17 protein-coding genes and 1 pseudogene are annotated in these 21,934 nt (G+C 59.0%); 8 read left to right on the top strand and 10 right to left on the bottom strand.

The window, feature by feature from the left end:
* Positions 1-688: 688 nt before the first annotated feature.
* The 3 genes from WN73_RS16725 to WN73_RS16715 all read right to left on the bottom strand — a co-directional run bounded on the left by WN73_RS16725 (position 689) and on the right by WN73_RS16715 (position 2,561).
* The gene (locus WN73_RS16725) at positions 689-1,564 is read right to left on the bottom strand and encodes an alpha/beta fold hydrolase (protein WP_011089712.1); all 876 of its coding nucleotides are present in this window, start codon (positions 1,562-1,564) and stop codon (positions 689-691) included.
* Between the two features lie 101 nt (positions 1,565-1,665).
* On the bottom strand, positions 1,666-2,121 hold the full coding sequence (locus WN73_RS16720) for a carboxymuconolactone decarboxylase family protein (RefSeq protein ID WP_011089713.1): 456 nt from the start codon (positions 2,119-2,121) through the stop codon (positions 1,666-1,668).
* 23 nt (positions 2,122-2,144) lie between these two features.
* Positions 2,145-2,561: a cupin domain-containing protein gene (locus WN73_RS16715; RefSeq protein WP_271553891.1), complete on the bottom strand. Its 417-nt coding sequence runs from the start codon at positions 2,559-2,561 to the stop codon at positions 2,145-2,147.
* Positions 2,562-2,651: 90 nt separating this feature from the next.
* Between WN73_RS16715 and pdxR the strand changes: the two are divergent.
* The 4 genes and pseudogenes from pdxR to WN73_RS16695 all read left to right on the top strand — a co-directional run bounded on the left by pdxR (position 2,652) and on the right by WN73_RS16695 (position 7,552).
* A pseudogene (gene pdxR, locus WN73_RS16710) lies at positions 2,652-4,058 on the top strand (MocR-like pyridoxine biosynthesis transcription factor PdxR).
* Positions 4,059-4,610: 552 nt separating this feature from the next.
* Entirely contained in the window at positions 4,611-4,925 is a 315-nt protein-coding gene (locus WN73_RS16705; protein ID WP_271553843.1) for a co-chaperone GroES, read from the top strand.
* A gap of 71 nt (positions 4,926-4,996) precedes the next feature.
* Entirely contained in the window at positions 4,997-6,649 is a 1,653-nt protein-coding gene (gene groL / locus WN73_RS16700) for a chaperonin GroEL (RefSeq protein ID WP_271553841.1), read from the top strand.
* 597 nt (positions 6,650-7,246) lie between these two features.
* Positions 7,247-7,552 (top strand): hypothetical protein, encoded by a 306-nt coding sequence (locus tag WN73_RS16695; protein WP_133415035.1) that lies wholly within the window; start codon positions 7,247-7,249, stop codon positions 7,550-7,552.
* Between the two features lie 263 nt (positions 7,553-7,815).
* Here the strand turns inward: WN73_RS16695 and WN73_RS16690 are convergent, their stop codons facing one another.
* The 4 genes from WN73_RS16690 to WN73_RS16675 all read right to left on the bottom strand — a co-directional run bounded on the left by WN73_RS16690 (position 7,816) and on the right by WN73_RS16675 (position 11,508).
* Positions 7,816-9,048: an ABC transporter permease gene (locus tag WN73_RS16690; RefSeq protein ID WP_161533497.1), complete on the bottom strand. Its 1,233-nt coding sequence runs from the start codon at positions 9,046-9,048 to the stop codon at positions 7,816-7,818.
* Between the two features lie 24 nt (positions 9,049-9,072).
* Positions 9,073-9,768, bottom strand: coding sequence for an ABC transporter ATP-binding protein (locus WN73_RS16685; RefSeq protein WP_011089719.1), 696 nt, complete (start codon positions 9,766-9,768; stop codon positions 9,073-9,075).
* A gap of 26 nt (positions 9,769-9,794) precedes the next feature.
* Positions 9,795-10,967 carry an efflux RND transporter periplasmic adaptor subunit gene (locus WN73_RS16680; protein WP_049832513.1) on the bottom strand — a complete coding sequence of 391 codons (1,173 nt, stop codon included), beginning with the start codon at positions 10,965-10,967 and terminating at the stop codon, positions 9,795-9,797.
* A 193-nt stretch (positions 10,968-11,160) separates the two neighbouring features.
* Positions 11,161-11,508 (bottom strand): hypothetical protein, encoded by a 348-nt coding sequence (locus WN73_RS16675; protein WP_271553838.1) that lies wholly within the window; start codon positions 11,506-11,508, stop codon positions 11,161-11,163.
* 862 nt (positions 11,509-12,370) lie between these two features.
* Between WN73_RS16675 and WN73_RS16670 the strand changes: the two genes are divergently transcribed.
* From WN73_RS16670 to WN73_RS16660, 3 genes are all read left to right on the top strand, one after another.
* On the top strand, positions 12,371-13,570 hold the full coding sequence (locus WN73_RS16670) for a serine hydrolase domain-containing protein (protein WP_011089721.1): 1,200 nt from the start codon (positions 12,371-12,373) through the stop codon (positions 13,568-13,570).
* 142 nt (positions 13,571-13,712) lie between these two features.
* Entirely contained in the window at positions 13,713-15,395 is a 1,683-nt protein-coding gene (locus WN73_RS16665) for a flavin-containing monooxygenase (protein ID WP_271553890.1), read from the top strand.
* A 726-nt stretch (positions 15,396-16,121) separates the two neighbouring features.
* Complete coding sequence (locus WN73_RS16660) at positions 16,122-16,580, top strand: hypothetical protein (RefSeq protein WP_271553836.1); 459 nt, start codon at positions 16,122-16,124, stop codon at positions 16,578-16,580.
* Positions 16,581-16,700: 120 nt separating this feature from the next.
* Here WN73_RS16660 and WN73_RS16655 read toward each other — a convergent pair whose 3' ends face one another.
* The gene (locus WN73_RS16655) at positions 16,701-17,102 is read right to left on the bottom strand and encodes a hypothetical protein (RefSeq protein WP_028174156.1); all 402 of its coding nucleotides are present in this window, start codon (positions 17,100-17,102) and stop codon (positions 16,701-16,703) included.
* A 479-nt stretch (positions 17,103-17,581) separates the two neighbouring features.
* On the opposite strand from WN73_RS16655, the gene WN73_RS16650 reads away from it, so the two are divergent.
* Positions 17,582-19,534 carry an adenylate/guanylate cyclase domain-containing protein gene (locus WN73_RS16650; RefSeq protein WP_271553833.1) on the top strand — a complete coding sequence of 651 codons (1,953 nt, stop codon included), beginning with the start codon at positions 17,582-17,584 and terminating at the stop codon, positions 19,532-19,534.
* Positions 19,535-19,819: 285 nt separating this feature from the next.
* Here the strand turns inward: WN73_RS16650 and WN73_RS16645 are convergent, their stop codons facing one another.
* Both WN73_RS16645 and WN73_RS16640 read right to left on the bottom strand, forming a co-directional pair.
* A complete protein-coding gene (locus WN73_RS16645; protein ID WP_011089725.1) occupies positions 19,820-20,278 on the bottom strand; it encodes a cupin domain-containing protein in 459 nt (152 codons plus the stop codon).
* Between the two features lie 314 nt (positions 20,279-20,592).
* Positions 20,593-21,798, bottom strand: coding sequence for a sensor histidine kinase (locus tag WN73_RS16640; RefSeq protein WP_011089726.1), 1,206 nt, complete (start codon positions 21,796-21,798; stop codon positions 20,593-20,595).
* Between the last annotated feature and the right edge of the window lie 136 nt (positions 21,799-21,934).

The following is a 21,934-nucleotide window of genomic DNA, read 5'->3' as shown; positions in this document are numbered from 1 at the left end:
CCTCGGGAGCTCGGCTCGCACTCGTAACTAGGACTAATTCCGCGCTGGTGATCTATCTGTTGCGCAAAAGCATTAAGCGCCCATTAAGCGCGCGCCGTCGTCCGGCCCATGCCTGGATGGACGGATTAGATCGGACTCCAGACCCGTGCCGCAATGATCGCAAAAGGCCAATCGTGAAAGCAATCATGGCCGATTTGGTCCGCTCTCGGACCATTCTGCAACTTGCGAGTTCGTCCGAAGGTTTGCACCACCAAACGCTGCCAATCGCCGACTTAGGGCCTTCAGGCAAGTTTCGGAGCACGCACCAGCTTCGTACCAGAACCGGCGTCAACGAAACGCAACGAAAGCACTTGGACCCGAACAAAACCGCAGGAGATCAACGGATCTGACCAATCTTCGGCCGCTCATAACGATCTGGTTGCAGGTTCGAGTCCTGCCGAGCCCACCACCGTGATCAATAGCTTACCTCGTTCTCGGTGCCTGCAGTGACACCGCCGTACCAAAAACCGCACCAGATACATCCACTTTTCGTTCGCGCGCAGCTCGTGAGCATGTCAGGCAAGCTCGATTGCTGATGAGTGATGCGACATGCATTCACGAACCCTGCCTTTACGGCCGACGGAAGCGGTCTCTACATTTGGTGATCGAAGCTCATCGGCGCAGGGCGCGGAGATAGACCCCTGCGCAGTCATCGAAATGAGGCACGAACCTCATCGACGGTTTGCTTCGGATCCTGGAGGTGAGGAAAGTGCCCAATACCGGGAAGAATCGCGAGTTCGGCGTGGACTCTTTCGGCGAATTCTGCGCCCATCTCCTTCTTGATGTAGAGGTCTTTCTCGCCCCAAACTACCTTCACCGGCGTTTTAAGCCGGGCGAGTTGCGATTCGAAACGGTCCTGGTCCCGCGTAAAGTACGAGTAATAGTGGGAGAAAGCGTCTACCGTCGTCATGGCGCCCTGGCTCCATCCGCGGGACATGTCGTCCCTGAATTCCTCCGTAACTTCGAATTGCGCTTCCTTGGGCAAGCCTCTTGTGAAGGTGTTTGCGAGGATCTCGTCGCGATTCCTGTTCATGTTGGCGCGGATCTGATCCATTGCAGGCCCCGCCTTCAGGCCTTGCAGGCTCTCATACATGAACTGGGGCCTGTCAAACGGGGCGAAGTCGCCAACGATAATTGTCCTTGCGATATCAGGTTTTTCCACCGCCAGCAGGAGTGCCGGTAGCGCTCCGATGTCGGTCGCGTAGATCGTGAGCCTCGAGGTGTCGATGCCTGTTTTCACGATGTACTGATCCAGAATATGCGCGTAGTCCTTCGGCGAATAGGAGAACCTGTCGACCGCTGGCCTCGATGAAAGACCGTAGCCCGGCCAGTCGAAAGCGTGGACGTCGTAGTCATCGGCGAGAGCCGCGGCAATATCCTTCCAGGCGTACAGGGTCTCCGGAAACCCGTGCAGGAAGAGAACAGTCCCCTTCCGCCCCGGGTTACGCAAAACCATCCTTCTGAGCGCGATATCTTCGTTGATCTGGAAAAAGTCGATCGCGCTGTCGTTGATCCGGTGTGACATGATGTGTGTCCTTTCGTCCTGTTACCTGATCAGCGTGCAGGCAGAAGTGATCTGGAGGCTGAACGAAGCTCGGCGGAGAAGAGTTCCGGCACCTCCAAGGCTTACTGTCCGAGTACGGCCTGCGGCGTGTTCCGAAAGCTGATTGCAATACGATTGTAGGCGTTCATCAAGCCAACTGCGATCGTCAGATCCACAAGTTCTCGCTCGCCGAACACAGCGCGGGCAGCCTGATAGGCTTCATCCGGCACATTGGTCTCTGCGACGCGCGTCACCGTTTCGGCCCACGCAAGGGCGGCGCGCTCGCGCTCGTCGAAGAGGTTACCGGCTTCCCTCCACGCCTGTACCAGCGCCAGCTTTTCGATCTTCACTCCCTTCTTGAGCAGGTCGCGCGTGTGCGAGTCGAGACAATACGCGCAGTTGTTGATCTGTGAAATTCGCAGGTAGACCAGGTCGACCAGCGCGGGTGGAAGGTTGCTCTGCATTATGTAACCGTAGACGCCGCCGAGCGCTTTCACGCCTGTCGGTGCAATCTGATTGTAGTCGAGACGCTTGCTCATTTTTTGCTCCTTGATGACAAGTGTTATTTGATCGGGGTAGTCAGTTCCTTGTCGTCGGTATCAACGACGAACACGGCGAGCAGCCTTGCTGGCCTGGTCTTGCTGGCATTGCGGCTGATGGAATGGCGCGAGCCTGGCGTCTCGTAAAAACTTTCGCCGGCGCGGTAGACCCGCCTGGGTCCGTCATTCACCTGGGACTCGATTTCTCCCGACAGAACGTAGCCGAAGATGAAAGCCGACTTGGCGTGGATGTGCGGAGCTGACGCCCCGCCCGGCGTATAGTCGACGATCATGGCCTTCAGTGACTTGCCGGGAATGTTGGGGATCATCTGTTGAAAGCGCGGCGTGACCGTTTCGCCGCCGCCATGGGCGACGGCAGGCGTTGCAGTGGCGATGGCAACGGCAGCGAAAGCCGCGCCAAAGATGAATCGTATTTTCATGGTGGTGTTCTCCTTTATCCCGCATAGGTGCGGCTGCTCTGGTCCGGAAAAAAGCACCAAGAACGCACAAAAATCGTGTACCAAGGGGGCATGACCAAGCCGCTGCGGTTGGAGCTTGATCGATCTGCTAAGACGCCCCTGGCCGAACAGATCCGCAAAGGCATCAGGGCCGCCATCGAGAACGGCGTGCTCGCTCCGGGAGCGCGTCTGCCCTCCTGGCAGGACCTGGCAGCCCAACTCGGTGTCGCTCGAGGCACGGTGCGATCGGCGTACGAAAAGCTGTCCGCTGCTCAACTCATCGTCGCTTCCCGCGCGGCCGGAACGCATGTCGCGGATCGTCCTTCCATTGCTGCTCGACAGGAAGAAACAGCCGATCCCGGCTCGTTCATGGAGATGTATCGGGAGCTCACTGCGGGGCCGGCGATTTTCCAGATGGGCGTGCCCGCGCATGAAACTTTCCCCGCCAAGCTCGTCGCCCGGATTCGTTCGTCCGCTATTCGCGTGGAAATGAGTGGGCCGGCGATATATCCGGACGCTCGTGGTGAGCTGGAACTACGGCGGGAGATCGCGGCGTATCTTGCTATCGCGCGCGGTATCGAGTGTACAGCTTCTCAGATCATCATCACCGGCGGCTACTGCAGCGGCTTGGGACTGGCGCTCCGTGTGCTCGGCCTCGAACGGAGAAGAGTCTGGATGGAGGATCCAGGCTTCCCAATCACCCGGCATGGCCTGGAGCTCGCAGGATTGTCGCTCGCCCCAATCCCGGTTGATGCGGACGGCATTGATGTCAGTTATGGCCTGAACCATGAGCCCGATGCGGCGCTGGTTGTTGTAACTCCAGGGCAGCAGGCGCCGCTCGGGTGCACGTTGTCGCTGGAGAGGCGCTTGCGCCTTCTCGACTGGGCCGCTCAGAAAGGGGCGTGGGTGATCGAGGATGACTATCTGAGCGAGCTTCAACTGAAGGGTCGGGCCACACCGGCACTTGCCTCGCTCGATCGCGCCGGGCGCGTCATTCACATCGGATCTTTCAGCAAGACTCTGACCCCCACCCTGCGGCTGGGCTTTCTGGTCGCTTCTCCGTCGCTGACGTCTCAGTTCGCCGAGGTCGCGGCGTGTCTCGCGCCGGCGCCTGGGCCGTCTGTGCAACTCGCGACTGCGAAATTCATGCGTGACGGCCACTATATGCGGCATCTTCGACGTACGAAGCGTGTCTATGCAGCGCGAGGCGACGCGTTGCTAAAGACCCTTCGCCCACGCGCCAAGGACATAACGATCGCTGGATTGGCGGTGCTAATGCAATTGCCGGACGGGACACCAGACCTCTCCATCGCCAGGGAAATGCTGTCGTTCGGATTGGCGCCTGCTCCACTATAGCCCTGGTATGCGGAGGCAGCTTCCGCACGATCCGGTTTGCTGCTAGGCATCGCGACAGCTCCTGACAAGCGTCTCGCGGCGTCTTGCGACCGCTTCCTTGGGATCATCGATCGTCTTATGTGACGAACGCAGAGGCAGGGCGCTCGCGAGGACAACGCTCATAAGGTACGTCGTGGCCTTGCTGGAAGAGTCAAGCAGGGTTTGGCAGCAGGACTGGCGAAGGGAGAGAATCTAGAAAGAAAGTTCCTTTTCCGCTGCATCCCAGGTGCTCTGGGTAGGCGAGAGGGACAAGATTTGCCGGCCTCTCCGCGTACCGCCGCGGGTCTAGACTGCCGTTGGACGCGGCATCATTGTACCCGAACAGGCTAATCCAGACGCGCGCAACCCTGCCCGGCTAGCCATTTGGATGGCAAAGCCAAACAACAACCTGGGCAGACGGTACAAGCCCGCCTAAAGTTTCCTCAGCGGCTTCCTCCGACCAGCCCAGACTTGATTCCAGGGGCTCCTTTAGGTGGCTCTGAATGGGCCCTCCGCGGACCGGTGAGGACGACGGATTTTCGAAATCCTTCGCGGCTTTGTCTTGTTTGCCGACCAAGCCGGCTTATTTTCGGAGCGGTCAGCACTCGCTAGCTTCGACTGCTATTTCAAAAAGCGACTAGAAGATAGGAGGAGAGCATGAAATTCCGTCCGCTTCACGACCGGGTCGTGGTCAAGCGCATCGACGCGGAAGAGAAGACCGCTGGCGGCATCATCATTCCCGACACGGTCAAGGAGAAACCCTCCCAAGGTGAAGTCATCGCCGTTGGCCCCGGCGGTCGTGACGAAGCCGGCAAGCTGATCCCGATCGACGTCCGGGTCGGTGACCGCGTATTGTTCGGCAAGTGGTCCGGCACCGAAGTCAAGATCGACACCCAGGAGCTGTTGATCATGAAGCAGAGCGACATCATGGGCGTTCTCACCGACGTGTCTTCCAAGAAGAAGGCCGCCTAGTCCACCGCTCAAGCGCCTGTCGAGCGCCTCATCAAGGGTGAAACCAAGTCAAAAACTCAGGGAAACCCACTATGTCAGCAAAAGAAGTCAAATTCGGAGTCGATGCCCGCGACCGCATGCTGCGCGGTGTCGACATCCTCCACAATGCGGTAAAAGTGACGCTCGGACCGAAGGGCCGCAACGTCGTCCTCGACAAGTCGTTCGGCGCTCCCCGTATTACCAAGGATGGCGTCACCGTCGCCAAGGAGATCGAGCTCGAGGACAAGTTCGAGAACATGGGCGCCCAGATGGTGCGCGAAGTCGCCTCCAAGTCCGCAGACGCGGCTGGCGACGGCACCACCACCGCGACCGTGCTCGCCGCTGCGATCGTCCGTGAAGGCGCCAAGTCGGTTGCCGCCGGCATGAACCCGATGGATCTGAAGCGCGGTATCGACATGGCTGTGGAAGCCGTGGTCGCCGACCTCGTCAAAAACTCCAAGAAGGTCACCTCGAACGAGGAAATCGCCCAGGTCGGCACGATTTCAGCCAATGGCGATGCGGAGATCGGCAAGTTCATCTCCGACGCCATGAAGAAGGTCGGCAACGAGGGTGTCATCACCGTTGAGGAAGCCAAGTCGCTCGAGACCGAACTCGAAGTTGTCGAGGGCATGCAGTTCGACCGCGGCTATATCTCGCCCTACTTCGTCACCAACGCCGATAAGATGCGCGTTGAAATGGATGATGCCTACGTCCTGATTAATGAGAAAAAGCTATCTCAGTTGAATGAACTACTTCCCTTGTTGGAAGCCGTGGTGCAGAGCGGCAAGCCGCTTGTGATTATCGCCGAAGACGTCGAAGGCGAAGCGCTCGCCACCCTCGTCGTCAACCGTCTCCGCGGCGGCCTGAAGGTCGCGGCCGTCAAGGCTCCGGGCTTCGGCGATCGCCGCAAGGCCATGCTCCAGGACATCGCGATCCTAACCGGCGGCCAGGCGATCTCGGAAGACCTCGGCATCAAGCTCGAGAACGTCACGCTCAATATGCTCGGTCGCGCCAAGAAGGTGATGATCGACAAGGAGAACACCACGATCGTCAACGGCGCCGGCAAGAAGGCCGACATCGAAGCGCGCGTGGCGCAAATCAAGGCGCAGATCGAGGAGACCACCTCGGACTACGACCGTGAGAAGCTGCAGGAGCGTCTTGCCAAGCTCGCGGGCGGCGTCGCGGTGATCCGCGTCGGCGGCGCGACTGAGGTCGAGGTGAAGGAGCGCAAGGATCGCGTCGACGATGCGATGCATGCGACCCGCGCGGCGGTTGAAGAAGGCATCCTGCCAGGCGGCGGCGTTGCGCTACTGCGTGCCTCCGAGCACCTCAAGGGCATTCGCACCAAAAATGACGACCAGAAGACCGGGGTCGAGATCGTGCGCAAGGCGTTGTCCTACCCGGCCCGCCAGATCGCAATCAACGCGGGCGAGGACGGCTCGGTCATCGTCGGCAAGATCCTCGAAAAGGATCAGTACTCGTACGGCTACGACTCGCAGACCGGCGAATACGGCAACCTGGTCTCCAAGGGTATCATCGATCCGACTAAGGTGGTTCGAGTGGCGATCCAGAACGCGGCGTCCGTCGCAGCGCTCCTGATCACCACCGAAGCTATGGTGGCGGAAGTGCCGAAGAAGAACACCGGTGCGGGCGGCATGCCTCCGGGCGGCGGCGGCATGGGTGGCATGGGGGGTATGGACTTCTAAATCCGACATTCAGAGCTCAACAATAAGGCTCGGCAGCGACGCCGAGCCTTTGCTGATTTCCTAGCGGTCAGCCGCGGTCCAACACTTGCGCACCGTATTGCGCGAGCGCGTCGAAGCCTGCGCCGCCGACGAGTTCGAGGGGGAAACCGCCCGGAATCATCCTGAGGAGCCTCCAATCCCGAAAACAGCGACCGACGCTCGCCGCCCAAAATAAAGAGATTGCCAATCATACCAGGACGACGCGCCTCGCGAAGAGTCCAATCGCGGCGATCGTGCACGGGCAGCTTCTCAGCTCTGTGAACCGGTGCGACCGGCCCCGATCCGCCATCTTTTCCCAACCACGTCGCCGTAAGTTCGCTCTTGGACAGACTGCCTCAACGGGTCCGTCTCAAACTAACGATGTTTCATATCTGGCGATTGCCAAGCGGCGCGCCCCGGCAGCCCTTTAGGGTTGAAGGCCACGGGGTATTTTCGCATTTAGGTTGCGATATTTTCCCGGTCCGATGCGACAGGATTCCTTGCGTTGTTGGGACACACAAAGCCAGCTAGTATTCTTCAATTGATTTGCTGAATGCTGTTTCCAGTCGGAGTATTTCCATGGCTAGGCGAGCAGTATCCCGTGATGATTTTAAAGGCTTGTTCGCGCTCTTTGCATTCGCGGCGCAACACAACGAAAACCACCACGGTGCGTCTCGGCTGCTCCACCTGTTCATGTCCAGCCGATATATTCCTGATGACCTTCTCGATCTATGGTCAGAGTGCGCCGAGGCAACTGGTCCTGAAACTATAGGCGAACAACTCTGCCTGCGCGCTCACGCGGTGGCTGACGGCAGTTCGAGCTACGACCATGCCAGCGCATTTCTGCACGCGTTGCTCAAAGCGCTCGATCAAACACAGCACTGAGCCTTCGTCGACCACTTGCTGACCCTGCGCCTTATCGCTCCGAACGACTACACCGTTCACGACGACGGCAGCCGCGTTCGGCCGCATCCGAGATGATCAGTCTGCTTAGCCCCTAGAAGCAGACCAGGTACAGACGGCCCAGTACGGACGCGAAGAGCCACTCCAGACGTCATTGGCATGGCGCAGACCTGATCATCGCCATGTATTGTGCGCGAGCCGAGAGTGGTGCGCCACGGACGTTTAGCTGCGTCGAGCGTTACCGCTTACACGGACCTTAGTAGCGCCGCCGGGTCCAAACGCGCCGCCCGCTGAGCGGGTAGCAGACCGAAGATAATGCCGATGAGACTGGAGCAGGCGATCGCGATCAGCGCCATCCGTTCGTTGAATTCAGTTGGCCAACCTAGCGCGGCGGGAACAACGCGCGCGCATGCGTAGCCAACGGCCAGTCCCAACAGGCCGCCGATCGTGCATAGGAGCACCGCTTCGAACAGAAACTGTCGACGGATGTCCTGCGGTCGGGCGCCGAATGCCAGTCGAATGCCTATTTCATTAATCCGTTCGGTCACCGACACGAGCATGATGTTCATCACCCCAATGCCGCCGACTAGCAATGAGATTCCTGCAAGCGTGGACACCAGCAACGTAAACTGGCGATAGGCTCGGTCACGCATCTGGGCGACCTGAATGAGGTTCTGAATTCGAAAATCGTCGGCCTTGCGCCCGACGATCTTGTGACGTTGCCGCAGGACGCGCGCAATCGCGGTCTCTGCCGCGGGCATTGACTGAGCGGATTCGGTTTTCACCAAAATCGAATGCACGGCATCGGGATTGGCCTGACTGCGTCCAATGGCGAAGATTCTCGCCGACGACAGCGGAATGAACATGACGTCATCCTGATCTCGCCCCGTGAAATCCTGCCCCTTCTCGGCAAGCGTTCCGATCACGAGATAGGACGAGCGTTCAATACGGACAAAACGGCCAAGTGGATCACTGTCCCGGAACAGCTCACGCGCCACGGTACGACCAATGACGGCTATTTTTGCGGCCGATGCGACTTGGTCATCGTTGAAAAGCTGACCTTCCGCAAGCCTCCACCCGCGCGCTTCAAAAAAAACGGGCGTCACACCGGCAACAAGTGTCGACCAGTTCAGGTCTCCTGATATCGTCGTCTTCTGCTCGCCGACGAACGGTGCCGCGATAACAACATCGGGCACTTCGCGGGCGACAGCGATTGCATCGCCCGTCGTGAGCGAAAGGATGGTGCCCGCCTGCTGTCGTACGCCCTGCGCGACTTGCGCGCCAGGTTGCACGAGCAGCAGATTCGATCCAAGCGAGGTGATCTGTCTCGAAACCTCGGCACGGGCTCCCTCCGCCACCGCGACCACGATCAGGACGGCCGCAATGCCGATGACAATGCCGGTCACTGCGAGAATGGAGCGCAGTATGTGCACACGCACAGACCGAAACGCGAGATAGATATAACTGAATGATCGCATTGAACTCTCACGCCGGTCAAACGCTCATGAGGTAGCATCACATCCCTGGTCGCCGACAATTGCGCCGTCCCGTAGCTTGATCCTTCGCCACGCATACGCCGCGACCTCAGGATCATGGGTTACAAGCACGACCGTGAGGCCGGCGCGCTGCAATTCGCCAAGAAGCGCTAGAATGGACGAGCGCGTGCTGGTGTCCAGTGCGCCAGTCGGTTCGTCGGCCAGGAGAAGGTCGGGACCGTTGACGATCGCCCGCGCGACGGCAACACGTTGCTGCTCACCTCCGGAAAGCTGGGCAGGCACATGGTGCATTCGCCCGCCCAGCCCCACCTGCTCGAGCGCAGCGCGTGCCCTCGCGATCGGATTCCGCAGCGGCTCGCGCCGATAGAATAGCGGCAAGCCGACATTCTCGAGCGCGGTCAGCCGGGGTAGCAAGTTGAAGTTTTGAAAGATGAACCCGATGCGCCGGTTTCGCAGTTCGCTCAAGCGTCCCTTCGACTGCACGAATATATCTTCGCCATCGAAAAAATAGCGGCCGCGTGAGGGATGATCAAGGCAGCCGAGGATCGAAAGCAACGTCGATTTTCCAGATCCCGATGGGCCCATGACCGCAACGAACTCTCCGCGATCAATTTTCAGGCTTACGTCGGACAATGCGCGAACCTTTTGGTCACCGAACCGGTGTTGCTTGTGGATATGGTCGAGGGTGACGAGCGATCGCATGCGCTAACCGGCCAAGCGGCTCCAATCTAACGTTTGCTCCGATAACCGACGGCAACCTGTTCGCCCATTTTGAGATCTGGCGACCGGATCTCAGTGAGCGAATCTCCGGTAGCGCCCAGTGACACGGTGGCGGCAGCCAAATGACCCGATTTCGTGCGGACCCAGATCACGCCCTGACCGGGTGCAGGGTTGTTTCCGCCGTCTCGGGTCGGACGAAAACTCAGCGCGGCGTTGGGAACCACCATCGCGTCTTGATGCTCCTGAACCAGGATGCGGACGTCGGCCGTCATTCCCGGAAGCAGAAAAGCGTCTGGATTGGGCGCCGAAATCATCACGGTGTAGGTCACGACGTTTTGCACCATCCGCGCAGCCTTCCGAATCTCGCGCACGCGCCCCTCGAATACGCGGCCCGGATACGAATCCACGCCGAAGAAAACGCGCTGCCCGGTTCGCACCGCGCCGATATCAGCCTCGCTGACGAATGCATTTACGCGCATGTCCGAAAGATCACGCGCGATGGTGAAGATCGTCGGCGCCTGCAGGCTCGCAGCCAGCGTCTGGCCAAGCTCGACGCTGCGCCGAATCACGACCCCGTCGATCGGTGACTTGATGGTGCTTCTTTCGAGGTCAAGTCGAGCCCGTTCCAGAGAAGCGCGCGCAGCCATTACCCCGGCCGCGCGTATCTGCTCGCGCGCCTTGGCCGCGGACAATTCCGCGGCGAACGCCCGAGCCGTCATCTGTGCTCGCTCGGCGTCGCGCTGGGAAACACTGCCGTTCTTGCTGAGCGCAGCCTTGATCTGAAGCTCCCGCAAAGCGTCATCGTGGCGTGCCTGTGCGCCCTCGATGGCTGCCTTGGCCTCTTCCTGTTGTGCCAACGCGACCGCGAGCGCAGCCTCCGTTTCCTTGAGCAAGACTTCAAAGGTCGCGCTGTCAAGCGCCGCAAGCGGCTCGCCGGCGCGTACGCGGGAATTGTGGTCAGCCATGAGTTTGGCGACCTGACCCGACAGCTGTGAGCTGACCTCGACGGTGTCGACGGCTTCGAGCGTTCCGGCAGCAGTGACGTTCTGAACAACGTTATCGCGCGTGATGCTGACGTAGCGCAGATTGTCATGATTATCCCCAATTGCGGAGACCGGGCTATCCGGTGCCCACAACGGATACGCAACAGCAATCGCAACGCCTCCCAGTGTTGCGCGCATCAGAAGTTTTCGATGTAAACTCAGTTGATTATCCGTGCGAATGATAGCCTCGCCGCATTAGCTCTTGCGGTGCTCCATGCTGAACGTGGCCCCCCTTCTTGGCAACGCCGCAGGCGCGGCGCGTTCAGACCAGAAGACCTGATGGTGAACGCGCCGCTTTTGGCGCGATCCGAAACGATCGCAGTCGGCTGGATTAGGGCACCGAAGGGCTGCCGGTGGGCACAGTCTTCGTCCCGGTCAGTGCGGGCGGAGGTGTCTTAAGAATCTTCACCCCGGTCGTCGTATCCGTTGCCGGGACGGTATGGTCCTCGCCCTGAAATACGCTGCCTTGACCCGGGACTTCGTCACCCGGCCGACCTGGATTGTTGATTCCGTTCAGGAATGGTTGGCTCGTCGTAGTCGACAGTCCGCCCGCAGCCACGGCGGTGAACAGGTGGTCTGCTGCATAGCTTGGGCAGGCGCCTGCAAGCAGGGATACGCCTGCTGCTAGGATCGTGAGTTTCCTCATCATCAACTCCTCTTCTGAGATGAGCTGCGCCAACGCGCGGCGAGCTCGTCACCTGCGCTGTTAGCCAAGTTTGAATGCAGTGGATCTCCTGCGGTTCCTATATCTCGCGGAATAGCGCTCAATGTCCGATGACGAATGAGTTAATTTCTGACAAGGACGTCAGAATCGTCGAGATGAGTGGACGATCCTTCGAAATTGCGGTGACAGTGCCGGACTGCACCCCCTTAAGTAAGACACGGCAATTGCAGTGACAGTGCGGTTGCTCGCCATGCCGGTCTTTGCAGTCTTGCCTTCAAGTCGCCTACCATAGAGCGCGGCATACCGTTCTCACCTGACGTTGAATCAGCGAGGCTCAGGCGGCACCGCACCAACGCGACTGATCCTTTTGAGAGTTGTCTGAGATGGGTCAGAATGCGAAGAACTCAACCTAAGAAAATCTAGTCCACCGTGCCTCACTGAGCGGACCTTAACGAGGTGCGCCGCTACTTCGCTGATGGGCCACGAGCGTAACGTCGCCGCACAGCTCGATTAAAATCTCATGTCGGCCTGATGTGCCGGGATGAAAGTGTCAAGAGTCAGCATCGTTGACATGCTCGGTAAAAAAGGTCTGCGCTTTCTATGCCAAACGGAAATGCGTAGCCGCGTGCAAGAATTCGCTCTAATCTTGCCAACGCTCGGTCGAAATCCCTGACCTCGAGCCAGATCATGACCGACACGCTCATCACTATTGCTGCTACGGCTACGGCGCGACTTTGGTCCGCGCAGGCGGTGTTGGGGCAATCAGACTGGAGCGCGACTTCCACACGTATAACAGTCGAGATTGTCCGCTGGGACCACCCGCAGCCTGTCGAGGAGAAACAGGATCAATTTGGCAAACTTCAACGGAGGAGCCGCGATGGGTAGCAACTTGAAAAGCGCATGTGACGGAGTTTTGCAAAGCGTCGTCACGGGCAAAGACCGTGTTCCCGGCGTGGTCGCGATGATCACTGATCGGTCGGCCAACATCTACGAGGGCGTCGCCGGCGAGCGTATGCTTGGCAGCGGTCAGCCAATGACGGCCGATACCGTCTTTGCCATCTTCTCGACCACGAAAGCCATCACAGGCACAGCCATCTTGCAATGCGTCGAGGAAGGCAAGCTCGACCTGGATGCCCCGGCGAAGAGCTATGTTCCCGAGATCGGTAAGCTCGAAGTGCTCGAAGGATTCGATGCCGGCGGAAAGCCGAAGCTGCGGACGCCGAAACGCGACATCACCACCCGAATGCTGATGCTGCATACGGCTGGCCTCGGCTACGACTTCTTTAACGCCAGCTATTTCCGCCTGGCCCAGGAGCAGGGCCAGCCGAGCGTCGTCACCTGCTCGAAGGCGTCGCTGATGACACCACTGCTGTTCGATCCCGGTGACAAATGGGAATACGGCAGCAACCTTGACTGGTGTGGCCAGATCGTCGAGAGCATCCGCGGCAAGCGCCTCGGCGAAGTCATGAAGGAGCGAATTTTTGCGCCGCTTGGGATGGAGGACATCGTCTTCTCGCTGACCCCTTCGATGCGGTCGCGCCTTGCCGTCATCCACCAGCGCGGAGCCGACGGGTCGCTGACCCCGCTTCCCGATATGCAGCTGCCGCCTGACCCGGAAGTCCACATGGGTGGCCACGGGCTCTACGCCTCGATCGGCGAGTACATGAAGTTCATCCGCATGTGGCTGAACGATGGGGCGGGGCCAAATGGCCGCGTGCTCAAGCAGGAGACGGTCGCCGCCGCCGTCCGCAACGGCCTCAGGGAGGGCCAGACCGTGGTCATGCTGCCTGGCGTGATTGCGACACTGTCGAACAATGCCGAGTTCTTCCCGGGTCTGAAGAAGTCCTGGTGCTACACCTTCATGCTCAACGACGAGGACGCGCCGACAGGAAGGCCGGCCGGGTCGCTCGGTTGGGCCGGCCTCGCTAACACCTTCTACTGGATCGACCGCAAGAACGGGTTCGGTGGCTATTGGGCGACGCAGATCCTTCCCTTCGGAGATCCGACTTCGTTTGTCGGCTACATGAACTTCGAGACGGCGGCCTATCAGAGCGGCGAGGTGCGCGTGGCCGCGTAAGGGCGGCCGACCTAGCCTTCGATCACGGACGATGCCGGTCTGACCTTTTGCCGGACCGGCGTCGCAACGACCCAACCGAAACGACGGCGCACAGAGAGGCTGCTCTGTGCCGACAACGAGCGCTCACAACGGGAGGAACATCATGACTGCGCAAGGTAGTTCGCCAGGAGCAAGCGCGAAGACCCACTTCGATGCCGTCATCATTGGTGCAGGCTTCTCCGGCATGTACATGCTGCATTCGCTGCGCGACAAGCTCGACCTCAACGTCACCGTGTTTGAGGCCGGCGACGGGGTTGGCGGCACCTGGTACTGGAATCGCTATCCCGGCGCGCGCTGCGATTCCGACAGCTACATCTATTGCTACACGTTCGACAAGAACCTGCTGCAGGAGTGGAACTGGTCCGAGCGCTATCCGGAGCAGGATGAGATTCTGCGCTATCTCGAGCATTGCGCCGAGCGCTTTGACTTGAAGCCTGACATCCAATTCGGCAAACGCGTTGTCGAGGTCATCTTTGACGACAACAGCGAGCTTTGGACAGTGCGCACCGACAAGGGCGACTCAGTCACAACCCGCTTTGTCATCACCGCAGTCGGCGCTTTGTCGACCGCCAATATGCCGCCGTTCAAAGGTTTGGGGTCGTTCAAGGGCAAATGCTACCACACCAGCCAATGGCCGCATGACGGCGTCGACTTCACCGCCAAGCGGGTCGGAGTCATTGGCACCGGCGCGACCGCGGTGCAGGCAATCCCGGAGATTGCGCAGCAGGCCAAGCACCTCACGGTGTTCCAACGTACGCCCGCCTTCTGCGTGCCAGCGCGCAACGGCCGCGTCGACCCCGAGGTCACCAGGGCGCGCAAGGCCGATTACGATGGGATCCGCCAGCGCATCAAAGGTTCGTTCTTTGGGTTCGAACTCAACTTCCTGCCAAAGGGGGTCCTCGATACCACTCCCGAGGAGCGTGAGCAGGAGTTCGACAGGATGTGGGACGCCGGCGGCTTCGCATTCTGGCTGGCCAACTACCAGGATATGTTCTTCTCCAAGGAAGCGAACGATATCATCGCCGACTACCTCAAGCGCAAGATCCGCTCGATCGTCAATGATCCGGTGGCTGCTGAAAAGCTGACGCCCAAGACCTATCCCTACGGCACCAAACGGCAGCCCCTGGACACCAATTACTTCGAAACCTTTAACAAGAAGAACGTGCTGCTGGTGGATGCGGCCACCGATGGCTCGATCGAGGAAATCACGCCGAATGGCGTTCGCGCGGGCGGCAAGGAGTATCCGCTCGATATCATCGTCATCGCCACCGGCTTCGACGCGTTGACCGGCCCGCTGAAGGCACTTGGCATCAAGGGCCGCGGCGGCAGGATGCTGGCGCAGGAATGGGAGGCTGGCCCGCAGACTTATCTTGGCGTGGCCATAGCGGGCTATCCGAACCTGTTCACGATCACCGGCCCGCAAAGCCCCTCGGTGCTGTCGAATATGCCGGTGTCAATTGAGCAGCACGTCGAGTGGATTGCGGAATGCATCGCCCACATGCGTAGGAACAAGCTTACGACGATCGAAGCGACGCCGGAGGCGCAGGACGCGTGGGGTGCTCACGTCGCAGAGGTCGTGAACGCAACTCTGATGACTAGCGCCAATTCCTGGTACATGGGGGCCAACATTGACGGCAAGGCGCACCGCTTCTTGCCGTATCTCGGCCCGGAAGGCGTCGGCGGCTATCGCAGGAAGTGCGCCGAGGTCGCCGAAAAGGACTACGAGGGCTTCGCGTTCTCGAGCCACGGTCAGGGTTGGACCGCGCACCCGATCGCGGCCGAATAAGCCTGACAGCTCTTGATCGGGAGTGGCGTCCAGTGTCGTCACTCCCGGCATTGCGGTCGTTGAAGCGCCCGATTTCTGGGACGCATCTCAGGTACCGTGCGAAGAAGCTTACGGCTTCGCGCGCCGTTACCGTCGACTATGCCGTTCGATCACTTCATCGGCGGCCGCAAAGGTATGGCACCGTAAGACCAAGCACCCTTGCTGTGTTCAGGTTGAATACGAGTTCGAACGCCGTATGTCGCAGCACCGGTATATCCGCCGGCCTCGCGCCATTCGGAGCGGCCAACATAGACTCCCGACTTTCGATATATGTCCGCGAGGTTGGAGCCGCAGCTCGCTAAGCCGCCTGAGGCAGGAAACTCGCGCGACTGATAGATCGGCGGGCAGGAAAATTTCGGCCATCCTGGTGACGTTCCGACGTTCCTGTCGAGACAGGAATTACGGATTATTGCCGATCAAATGCCTTTGAAGCCCGGAATGTCGCGTTTGGGTCATGACCGCCGTTCGAAGGGGCGGCCGGTTGTTTCCGGTCTACCTCCATGAGCCGACCACCCGGGACGCTGCCTAAACTTCGCATTCGGGCCAGAAGCGGTCATCATCGCACATCAATCAAAGTGAGGGCTCGCAGTGTCAGGCAGCCAAAGATGAATGTGCTTTCTTCCCGAATTGGATAGCCTGAGCTATGCCTGGGAAATTGGCCAATTGCCATCTCTCGGGAGACCACGAATGAAGTGGATAGTCACTGCCACCATTGCGCTTGCTGCTTCGGTAGTGTTCGCAGCCGCGCAGCCAGCAAAAGAGCCCTACCAACCGGGCCTTGGCGAATTCATGACAGCTACGCAGCTTCGCCACGCCAAGCTATGGTTTGCTGGCGAACAAAATAACTGGGACCTCGCTGCTTATGAGATCGACGAGATCAAGGAAGGCTTAGAGGACGCCGCAAGGCTTTTTCCAACATATGAAGGCATCCCTGTCGCTGAGATGATCAAGACCATCATCGATCCACGGATAGAGGAGCTTGAAAAGGCCATTAGAGCAAAGAGCAGCACCAAATTTACGGCCGCCTTCGACGAGCTTACCAGCGGCTGCAATAGCTGCCACGCGGGAGCCAGCAAGCCGTTTATACGCATTCAGCGTCCAATCGCGTCTCCACTGACCAACCAGAATTTTGCGCCAGAAAAATAATGGGAGTTGCGCGCATCGACCACATGACTTCCGAATAGGGTCACGAGCATCGTTTGGCAGTTGGGCCGGCCGTTTCATGTTTGCCCCCTTAAGCAGACAACGTGGGGGATGCTAGGACAGCTAGCCGTAGAAGCTTCGCTCTTCGGTCACGGAGAACATGATGCGCATTAGCAACTGACCGGCGAAAATGATGATCGCGCTCACGACAATGAGCAGCGAAATATACGTGGAAGAGCCAATTGGAGCCACGGCAGGAACCAGGTAGGGAGCCAAGTACAGAGCAGCGAGGCTTGCACCGCGAAGGAAGAAATAGACCGGCTTCCTAAGCCTCTCTCGCGAACTCATCCAATCACAAAGGAAAAATAGGCAGCCGTAGATAAAAATCGATGACAGGTATGCCGCCGAAGCTAAGTTCAGGCCCCACGACAATAGCAGGAACAACGACTGCCTGTTCACGAAAAAAAAGATCCCAGCACCCGCGAAGAAAAGAACGACGCGATGGACTTTATCAACGGCGGCCACACTCGGTCTCCTTGGGAGAACAAGCCACGACAGATAAGCTGGTAGCAGCAAGTAGAGCTAAGAAGGCTTTGCAGCGAGGGATCATGCTAAATTCGGTTTCTGACCGGCGACGTCAACATCACACGTTTTGGTAGTGCCGTATTATTGCGTCAACCCATGCCGCAGCAAATACTCAATTTTCCATGAACAGAGGAAGTCCAATTCAGGGTCAACAGGCGCCGTCCTGACCGCCGCCGGTCACGTCCGGTCTGGCGCGACAACCGGACGATTTCAAAGCCAGCCCGGGCTTCGCGTTCGGGCCATTCGACGACATAGCGTCGCGTCTTCGAGAATGTTCGGATAAGCCGGAGCGGACATCGGTCAACGCGGCTGACGTGTCGACTAGATGGCGATGACCGATATCCACTTCTAGGTAGGATCCCGCGTTTGGCACAGCCGTGTGATCCGTCGTACAAATGTGCCGGGTTGGATTGCGGGCCATGGTGCAAGAGCGACCAGTCCGGGTCGAGCGCAGGTTATCGGCGATTTTGGCCGCCGACGTGGCTGGCTATTCGCGGCTCATGCACAATGACGAAGAGGCTACCCACGCCAAGCTAAGCGCGCTGCTAACGGAAGCTGTCCAGCCGGCAATCGCTGAACACGGTGGCCACATCGTGAAGAACACCGGGGACGGGTTCTTGGCCGAGTTTCCGAGCGCGGTCGAGGCGGTTCGAGCCGCGATGCAGTTCCAGACCAGCATTCATGAACTTACAATCGGTGATGTGGAAGACAGGCGCATTGCTTTCCGTGTGGGCATCAATATCGGCGACGTAATTGTTGAACCTCATGACATTTTTGGGGACGGCGTCAATATTGCGGCGCGGCTTGAGGGCGTCGCAGAGCCCGGCGGCATCTGCATCTCGTCTTCTGCCTACGATCAAGTCCAAGGCAAGGTCGGGGTTGAGTTCGGCGATCTGGGCGAGCAGAACCTCAAAAACATTGCCCGTCCGGTCCGGGTCTATCGAATGCGGCCATGCAATGCAGCAACGCGCCCACAGGCCTCGTTGCTGCACCGTGACACGCCGCAGATTGGTTGGTTTCCAAACATGTTTGGTGGCTTTCCGATCCGCCTGTGGCCGGCGCTTCGTGCGCGGCGCGCTCGGATGGCTCTAGTGATTGCCTTGCTGTTTCTTCTGAGCGGCGGCGTAGCTTATTGGTATTTGCATCAAGGCGAGCCGCAGCCGTTGAACCATCGCCTGTCGATTGTCGTGCTGCCATTCACGAATCTAAGCAATGCATCCGAGCAGGAATACTTTGCTGAAGGTATTACTGACGACCTGAGTGCCGATCTTTCACGGATCGAGGATAGCTTTGTGATCGCGCCCAGCACAGCCCGCGCCTACAAGAATGTTGACCCGAAGCGCGTTGGCCGCGAACTCGGCGTACGCTACATCCTTGACGGCAGCCTGCGCAGAACGGACTCACTGGTCCGGATCAATGCCAGGCTGATTGATGCCCGGACTGGCGCCGAGATCTGGTCGGAGCGCGTCGACGGTGACTGGTCCAAATCGATGCAGCTTCAGGATATCATCACCGGTCGACTGGCGCGGCGGCTTGATCTTGAACTGACAAACCAGGAAAGCCGCGACGCGGAGGTTATGCGGCCAAACAACCCTGACGCGGTCGATCTCACGATGCGGGGGTGGGCTGTGCTCAACCAACCCTATTCGCGCGAGCAGTTGTCGCAGTCGCGAGCCCTTTTCGAACGTGCGCTCCAAATCGATCCAGGCTTCCCGAAGGCGTTGGTGGGCCTGGCTGAGACTCTGGCAATGGAGGTCAACTATCGTTGGACAGATGCGCCGGCAGATCAGCTACGGCGTGCTGAGAGCGCCGTAGGCCAGGTCTTGTCAAAGTTTCCCAGTGATGCGATGGCACATTTTGTGAGGGGAGAGATCCAGCGGGCCAGCGGTAGGAATGTTGAGGCCGCGGTCGGCGAGTACGAAGCGGCAATCGCGATCAACCCCAGCCTGGCCCCGGCCCATGGCGCGCTCGGCGCCGCCAAGATCCGCGTCGGCCGTTCCGCGGAGGCATTTGCGCCGCTCCAAATGGCCATCCAGCTCAGCCCCCGTGATCCGCTGCTAAGCACGTGGTACTTCTACATCGGCCATGCACACTCCCATCTCGGGCAGTATGAGGGGGCGATTGATTGGTGCGGCCGCTCCATCGCGGTGCAGCCTCTTTGGATTGCCTACGCAGATCTCGCCGCCGCCCACGCACTAACGGGACATGAGCGTGAAGCTTACGCTGCAGTTGCCGAGCTTCGTCGGCTCAGGCCGAGCTACACCGTCACCGAGTGGTTGCAGGATGGCAAGGGATGGTCCGACAACGCCGTCTTCCTTGCCGAGTTTCAGCGCATTGCCGATGGTTTGCGCAAAGCGGGTCTGCCGGAGTGAGAGGTTGGAGAGAGCCTAGCAAAGAGCCGCGTTGATTCTCGCGCTCGCCGTGTGTCGGATATCAGCTCCGACCGCTCTCGTCACAGCACGAGTCCGAGATGGGTCAAAATGCGAAGAACTCAGAGTGAGCAAAGTCAGTCCGCTCTACCCCACCAAGCGGACCTCAATGAAACGTGTCGCCACTTCGCTCATGGGCCAGCAACGGCCTCGTGCGCGGCACCAACTCGTAGCGATCACCTCGTCGGGCTATAACAAATCTGCCAGCTTTAGGCTGGGCGCCGACAGCTATTTCTTGCGCGGATCGTCAGCCGGGTTGACGTAGTCAATACCTCCCGGGCCGGTGAACTGAACTTGGAGAACCGCCTCTTCGTTGCCGGTCCATGCGTAATGCGCGTGTTTTGCCGGATACACCCACAATGCGCCCGGTTTCAACAGTTCGCCTTTCTTCTCGAACTTTTCACCTTGGCTCGTTCCGATAGTACCACTGATTATCGTTACGACCTCGGAATAAGGATGAGTGTGCGGGGGCATTTGGAAGTTGGCGGGAAACTTGATGCGTAAGACGACGGTGTCTCCGGCCTTTGTCTGGTCGCCTACCAGAGCGGCGAGTTGAACGCCCTTCGGAAATGCTGGGTTATCCTTCCAGATCAGTGCGTCAGGCGTAACCTGGATGTGCTTGTCTTGCGCTATCCCAGAGCTTGCAAACGCGATCAAAGCGGCGGCGGCAAAGAGCTGCTTTTTCATGCTGCTACTCCCTGCAAATGGACAATGGGGGAATGAGAGCATATCAAATCAGGCTACTCTGCAGGAACAGATTTTCTGACCTGTTGTTGCGGACGGCCGGCCACTATCATCGGATGTCGCCTTCGGGTCATGAGCGCCCTTCGGAGGGGCGGCCTGTTGCTTCCGGTTTACCCCCATGAGCCGACGGCCGGGGACGCTGCTTAGACTTCGCATTCGGGCCAACAGGAGACTCACGCACGGCAGCAATGACTGGCGTTATTCGATCACCTCGTCGGCACGAGCGAGCAAGGTCGGCGGAATCGTTATGGCCCCCTTCAGATCACCTTCTTGCGAAGAATAGGTAAGTTTACCAAAAACCGCGCTCCTTTCGTCGCGCCAGTAACAACGGCTATATGTCCCTGAAGCTGGCCAACCAGGCCTTTGACGACCTTAAACCCCAAACTGGTGCGCGGTTGATCGATGTCAAAGCCATCCGGCAGGCCGATGCCTTGGTCGGAAACTTCGAGGCGAAGTTGTCCCTCTATCTCGCGGGCAGAGATTTCGATCGCGCCTTTGCCTTCCGGGTAAGCATACTTCACCGCGTTGGTAACGAGCTCGTTGACCAACAATCCTAGCGGAATTGCGTGATCCGCAGAAAGCAACATTGAGTCTGCATGGCAGTGCAAGGAGAGCCCCTCGGTTGCCCCCTTCAATTTTTTGCAAAGCTCGGTCATAAAATCTTCCAGGTCGACAAAGCCGATTTGCGAACCACGCCATAGGTGATCATGCACTTGGGCGATGGTTTCCACGCGCGCACTCGCATCGTCTAACGCATTCCTGACTTCTTCGGATTGTGCACTCCGTGCTTGCACGCGAAGGAGGCCGACAACCGAAGTCAGGCTGTTCTTGACACGATGGCTCATTTCTCGTGTCAGCAATTCCTGATGCTCGAGGGCCTTCTGAAGCTTGGCGTCGGCCTGCTGGCGTTCGATGGCGATGCCAAGCAGGCTGGCGAAGCCCGCAAGGAAGTGTGCGTCCGCCTCGTCGAACTCGCCAGGGTCGGTACTATCGACTTCCAGCACGCCGAAGGACTGATTGCCCTCTGCCCCCCGTTCTATCAGCACGTTGATTGCCCGCCTGATACCATGATCCGCTAGGAGCTGAGGCGTACGGAAACGCGTCTCCGCTTCTAGATGGTTTGATATGACGCTCTTTCCAGTCTGGTATGCATACCCTGCTGGCGACCCGGTATCCGTGCTAAGCGAAACGATATTGATGGTCCCGGGCGCCCAACCGACGCCGGCGCGAACCATAAGGCGTTTTTCATCTGGAAGAAATTCTAAGACCTTAGCGAAGCGAACTCTCAGACCCTGTGCGCATAATTCCGTTGCGCGTTGCAGTATTAGCGTGAAGTCGCGGGTCAGCATCGCTATGCGGCCGAAATCCCCAAGTAAGGATTGTTGCTCCAATCGATATGAAAGTTCGTCTCGACTTGGCGGTGTTGCGGAAAGCAATTGTTCCCGCCCGACGTCGGAAGTCATCGAAATCTACCCTTCGAGCCCGTTAACCCCGCCATGGGAAGACTAGCACGTTACTGGCGTTTGAATGCGACCAATGTCCGCTAATGGGATGGTCCGGCCGTGCTCCTGCCCCGCCAGCGATAAGCTGGCCAGGGGC

This window comes from Bradyrhizobium sp. CCBAU 45394, from assembly GCF_028128655.1.
GTDB lineage: Bacteria > Pseudomonadota > Alphaproteobacteria > Rhizobiales > Xanthobacteraceae > Bradyrhizobium > Bradyrhizobium diazoefficiens.
The sequence above is the reverse complement of the archived record's forward strand: the minus strand, read 5'-3'. Positions and strand labels throughout refer to the sequence as shown.

What these genes read in the sequence shown, in the direction of transcription:
- WN73_RS16725 (WP_011089712.1), bottom strand. Translation starts at nt 1,564, where the DNA reads ATGTCACACCGGATCAACGACAGCGCGATCGACTTTTTCCAGATCAAC.
- WN73_RS16720 (WP_011089713.1), bottom strand. Translation starts at nt 2,121, where the DNA reads ATGAGCAAGCGTCTCGACTACAATCAGATTGCACCGACAGGCGTGAAA.
- WN73_RS16715 (WP_271553891.1), bottom strand. Translation starts at nt 2,561, where the DNA reads ATGAAAATACGATTCATCTTTGGCGCGGCTTTCGCTGCCGTTGCCATC.
- WN73_RS16705 (WP_271553843.1), top strand. Translation starts at nt 4,611, where the DNA reads ATGAAATTCCGTCCGCTTCACGACCGGGTCGTGGTCAAGCGCATCGAC.
- groL (WP_271553841.1), top strand. Translation starts at nt 4,997, where the DNA reads ATGTCAGCAAAAGAAGTCAAATTCGGAGTCGATGCCCGCGACCGCATG.
- WN73_RS16695 (WP_133415035.1), top strand. Translation starts at nt 7,247, where the DNA reads ATGGCTAGGCGAGCAGTATCCCGTGATGATTTTAAAGGCTTGTTCGCG.
- WN73_RS16690 (WP_161533497.1), bottom strand. Translation starts at nt 9,048, where the DNA reads ATGCGATCATTCAGTTATATCTATCTCGCGTTTCGGTCTGTGCGTGTG.
- WN73_RS16685 (WP_011089719.1), bottom strand. Translation starts at nt 9,768, where the DNA reads ATGCGATCGCTCGTCACCCTCGACCATATCCACAAGCAACACCGGTTC.
- WN73_RS16680 (WP_049832513.1), bottom strand. Translation starts at nt 10,967, where the DNA reads ATGCGCGCAACACTGGGAGGCGTTGCGATTGCTGTTGCGTATCCGTTG.
- WN73_RS16670 (WP_011089721.1), top strand. Translation starts at nt 12,371, where the DNA reads ATGGGTAGCAACTTGAAAAGCGCATGTGACGGAGTTTTGCAAAGCGTC.
- WN73_RS16665 (WP_271553890.1), top strand. Translation starts at nt 13,713, where the DNA reads ATGACTGCGCAAGGTAGTTCGCCAGGAGCAAGCGCGAAGACCCACTTC.
- WN73_RS16660 (WP_271553836.1), top strand. Translation starts at nt 16,122, where the DNA reads ATGAAGTGGATAGTCACTGCCACCATTGCGCTTGCTGCTTCGGTAGTG.
- WN73_RS16650 (WP_271553833.1), top strand. Translation starts at nt 17,582, where the DNA reads ATGGTGCAAGAGCGACCAGTCCGGGTCGAGCGCAGGTTATCGGCGATT.
- WN73_RS16645 (WP_011089725.1), bottom strand. Translation starts at nt 20,278, where the DNA reads ATGAAAAAGCAGCTCTTTGCCGCCGCCGCTTTGATCGCGTTTGCAAGC.
- WN73_RS16640 (WP_011089726.1), bottom strand. Translation starts at nt 21,798, where the DNA reads ATGACTTCCGACGTCGGGCGGGAACAATTGCTTTCCGCAACACCGCCA.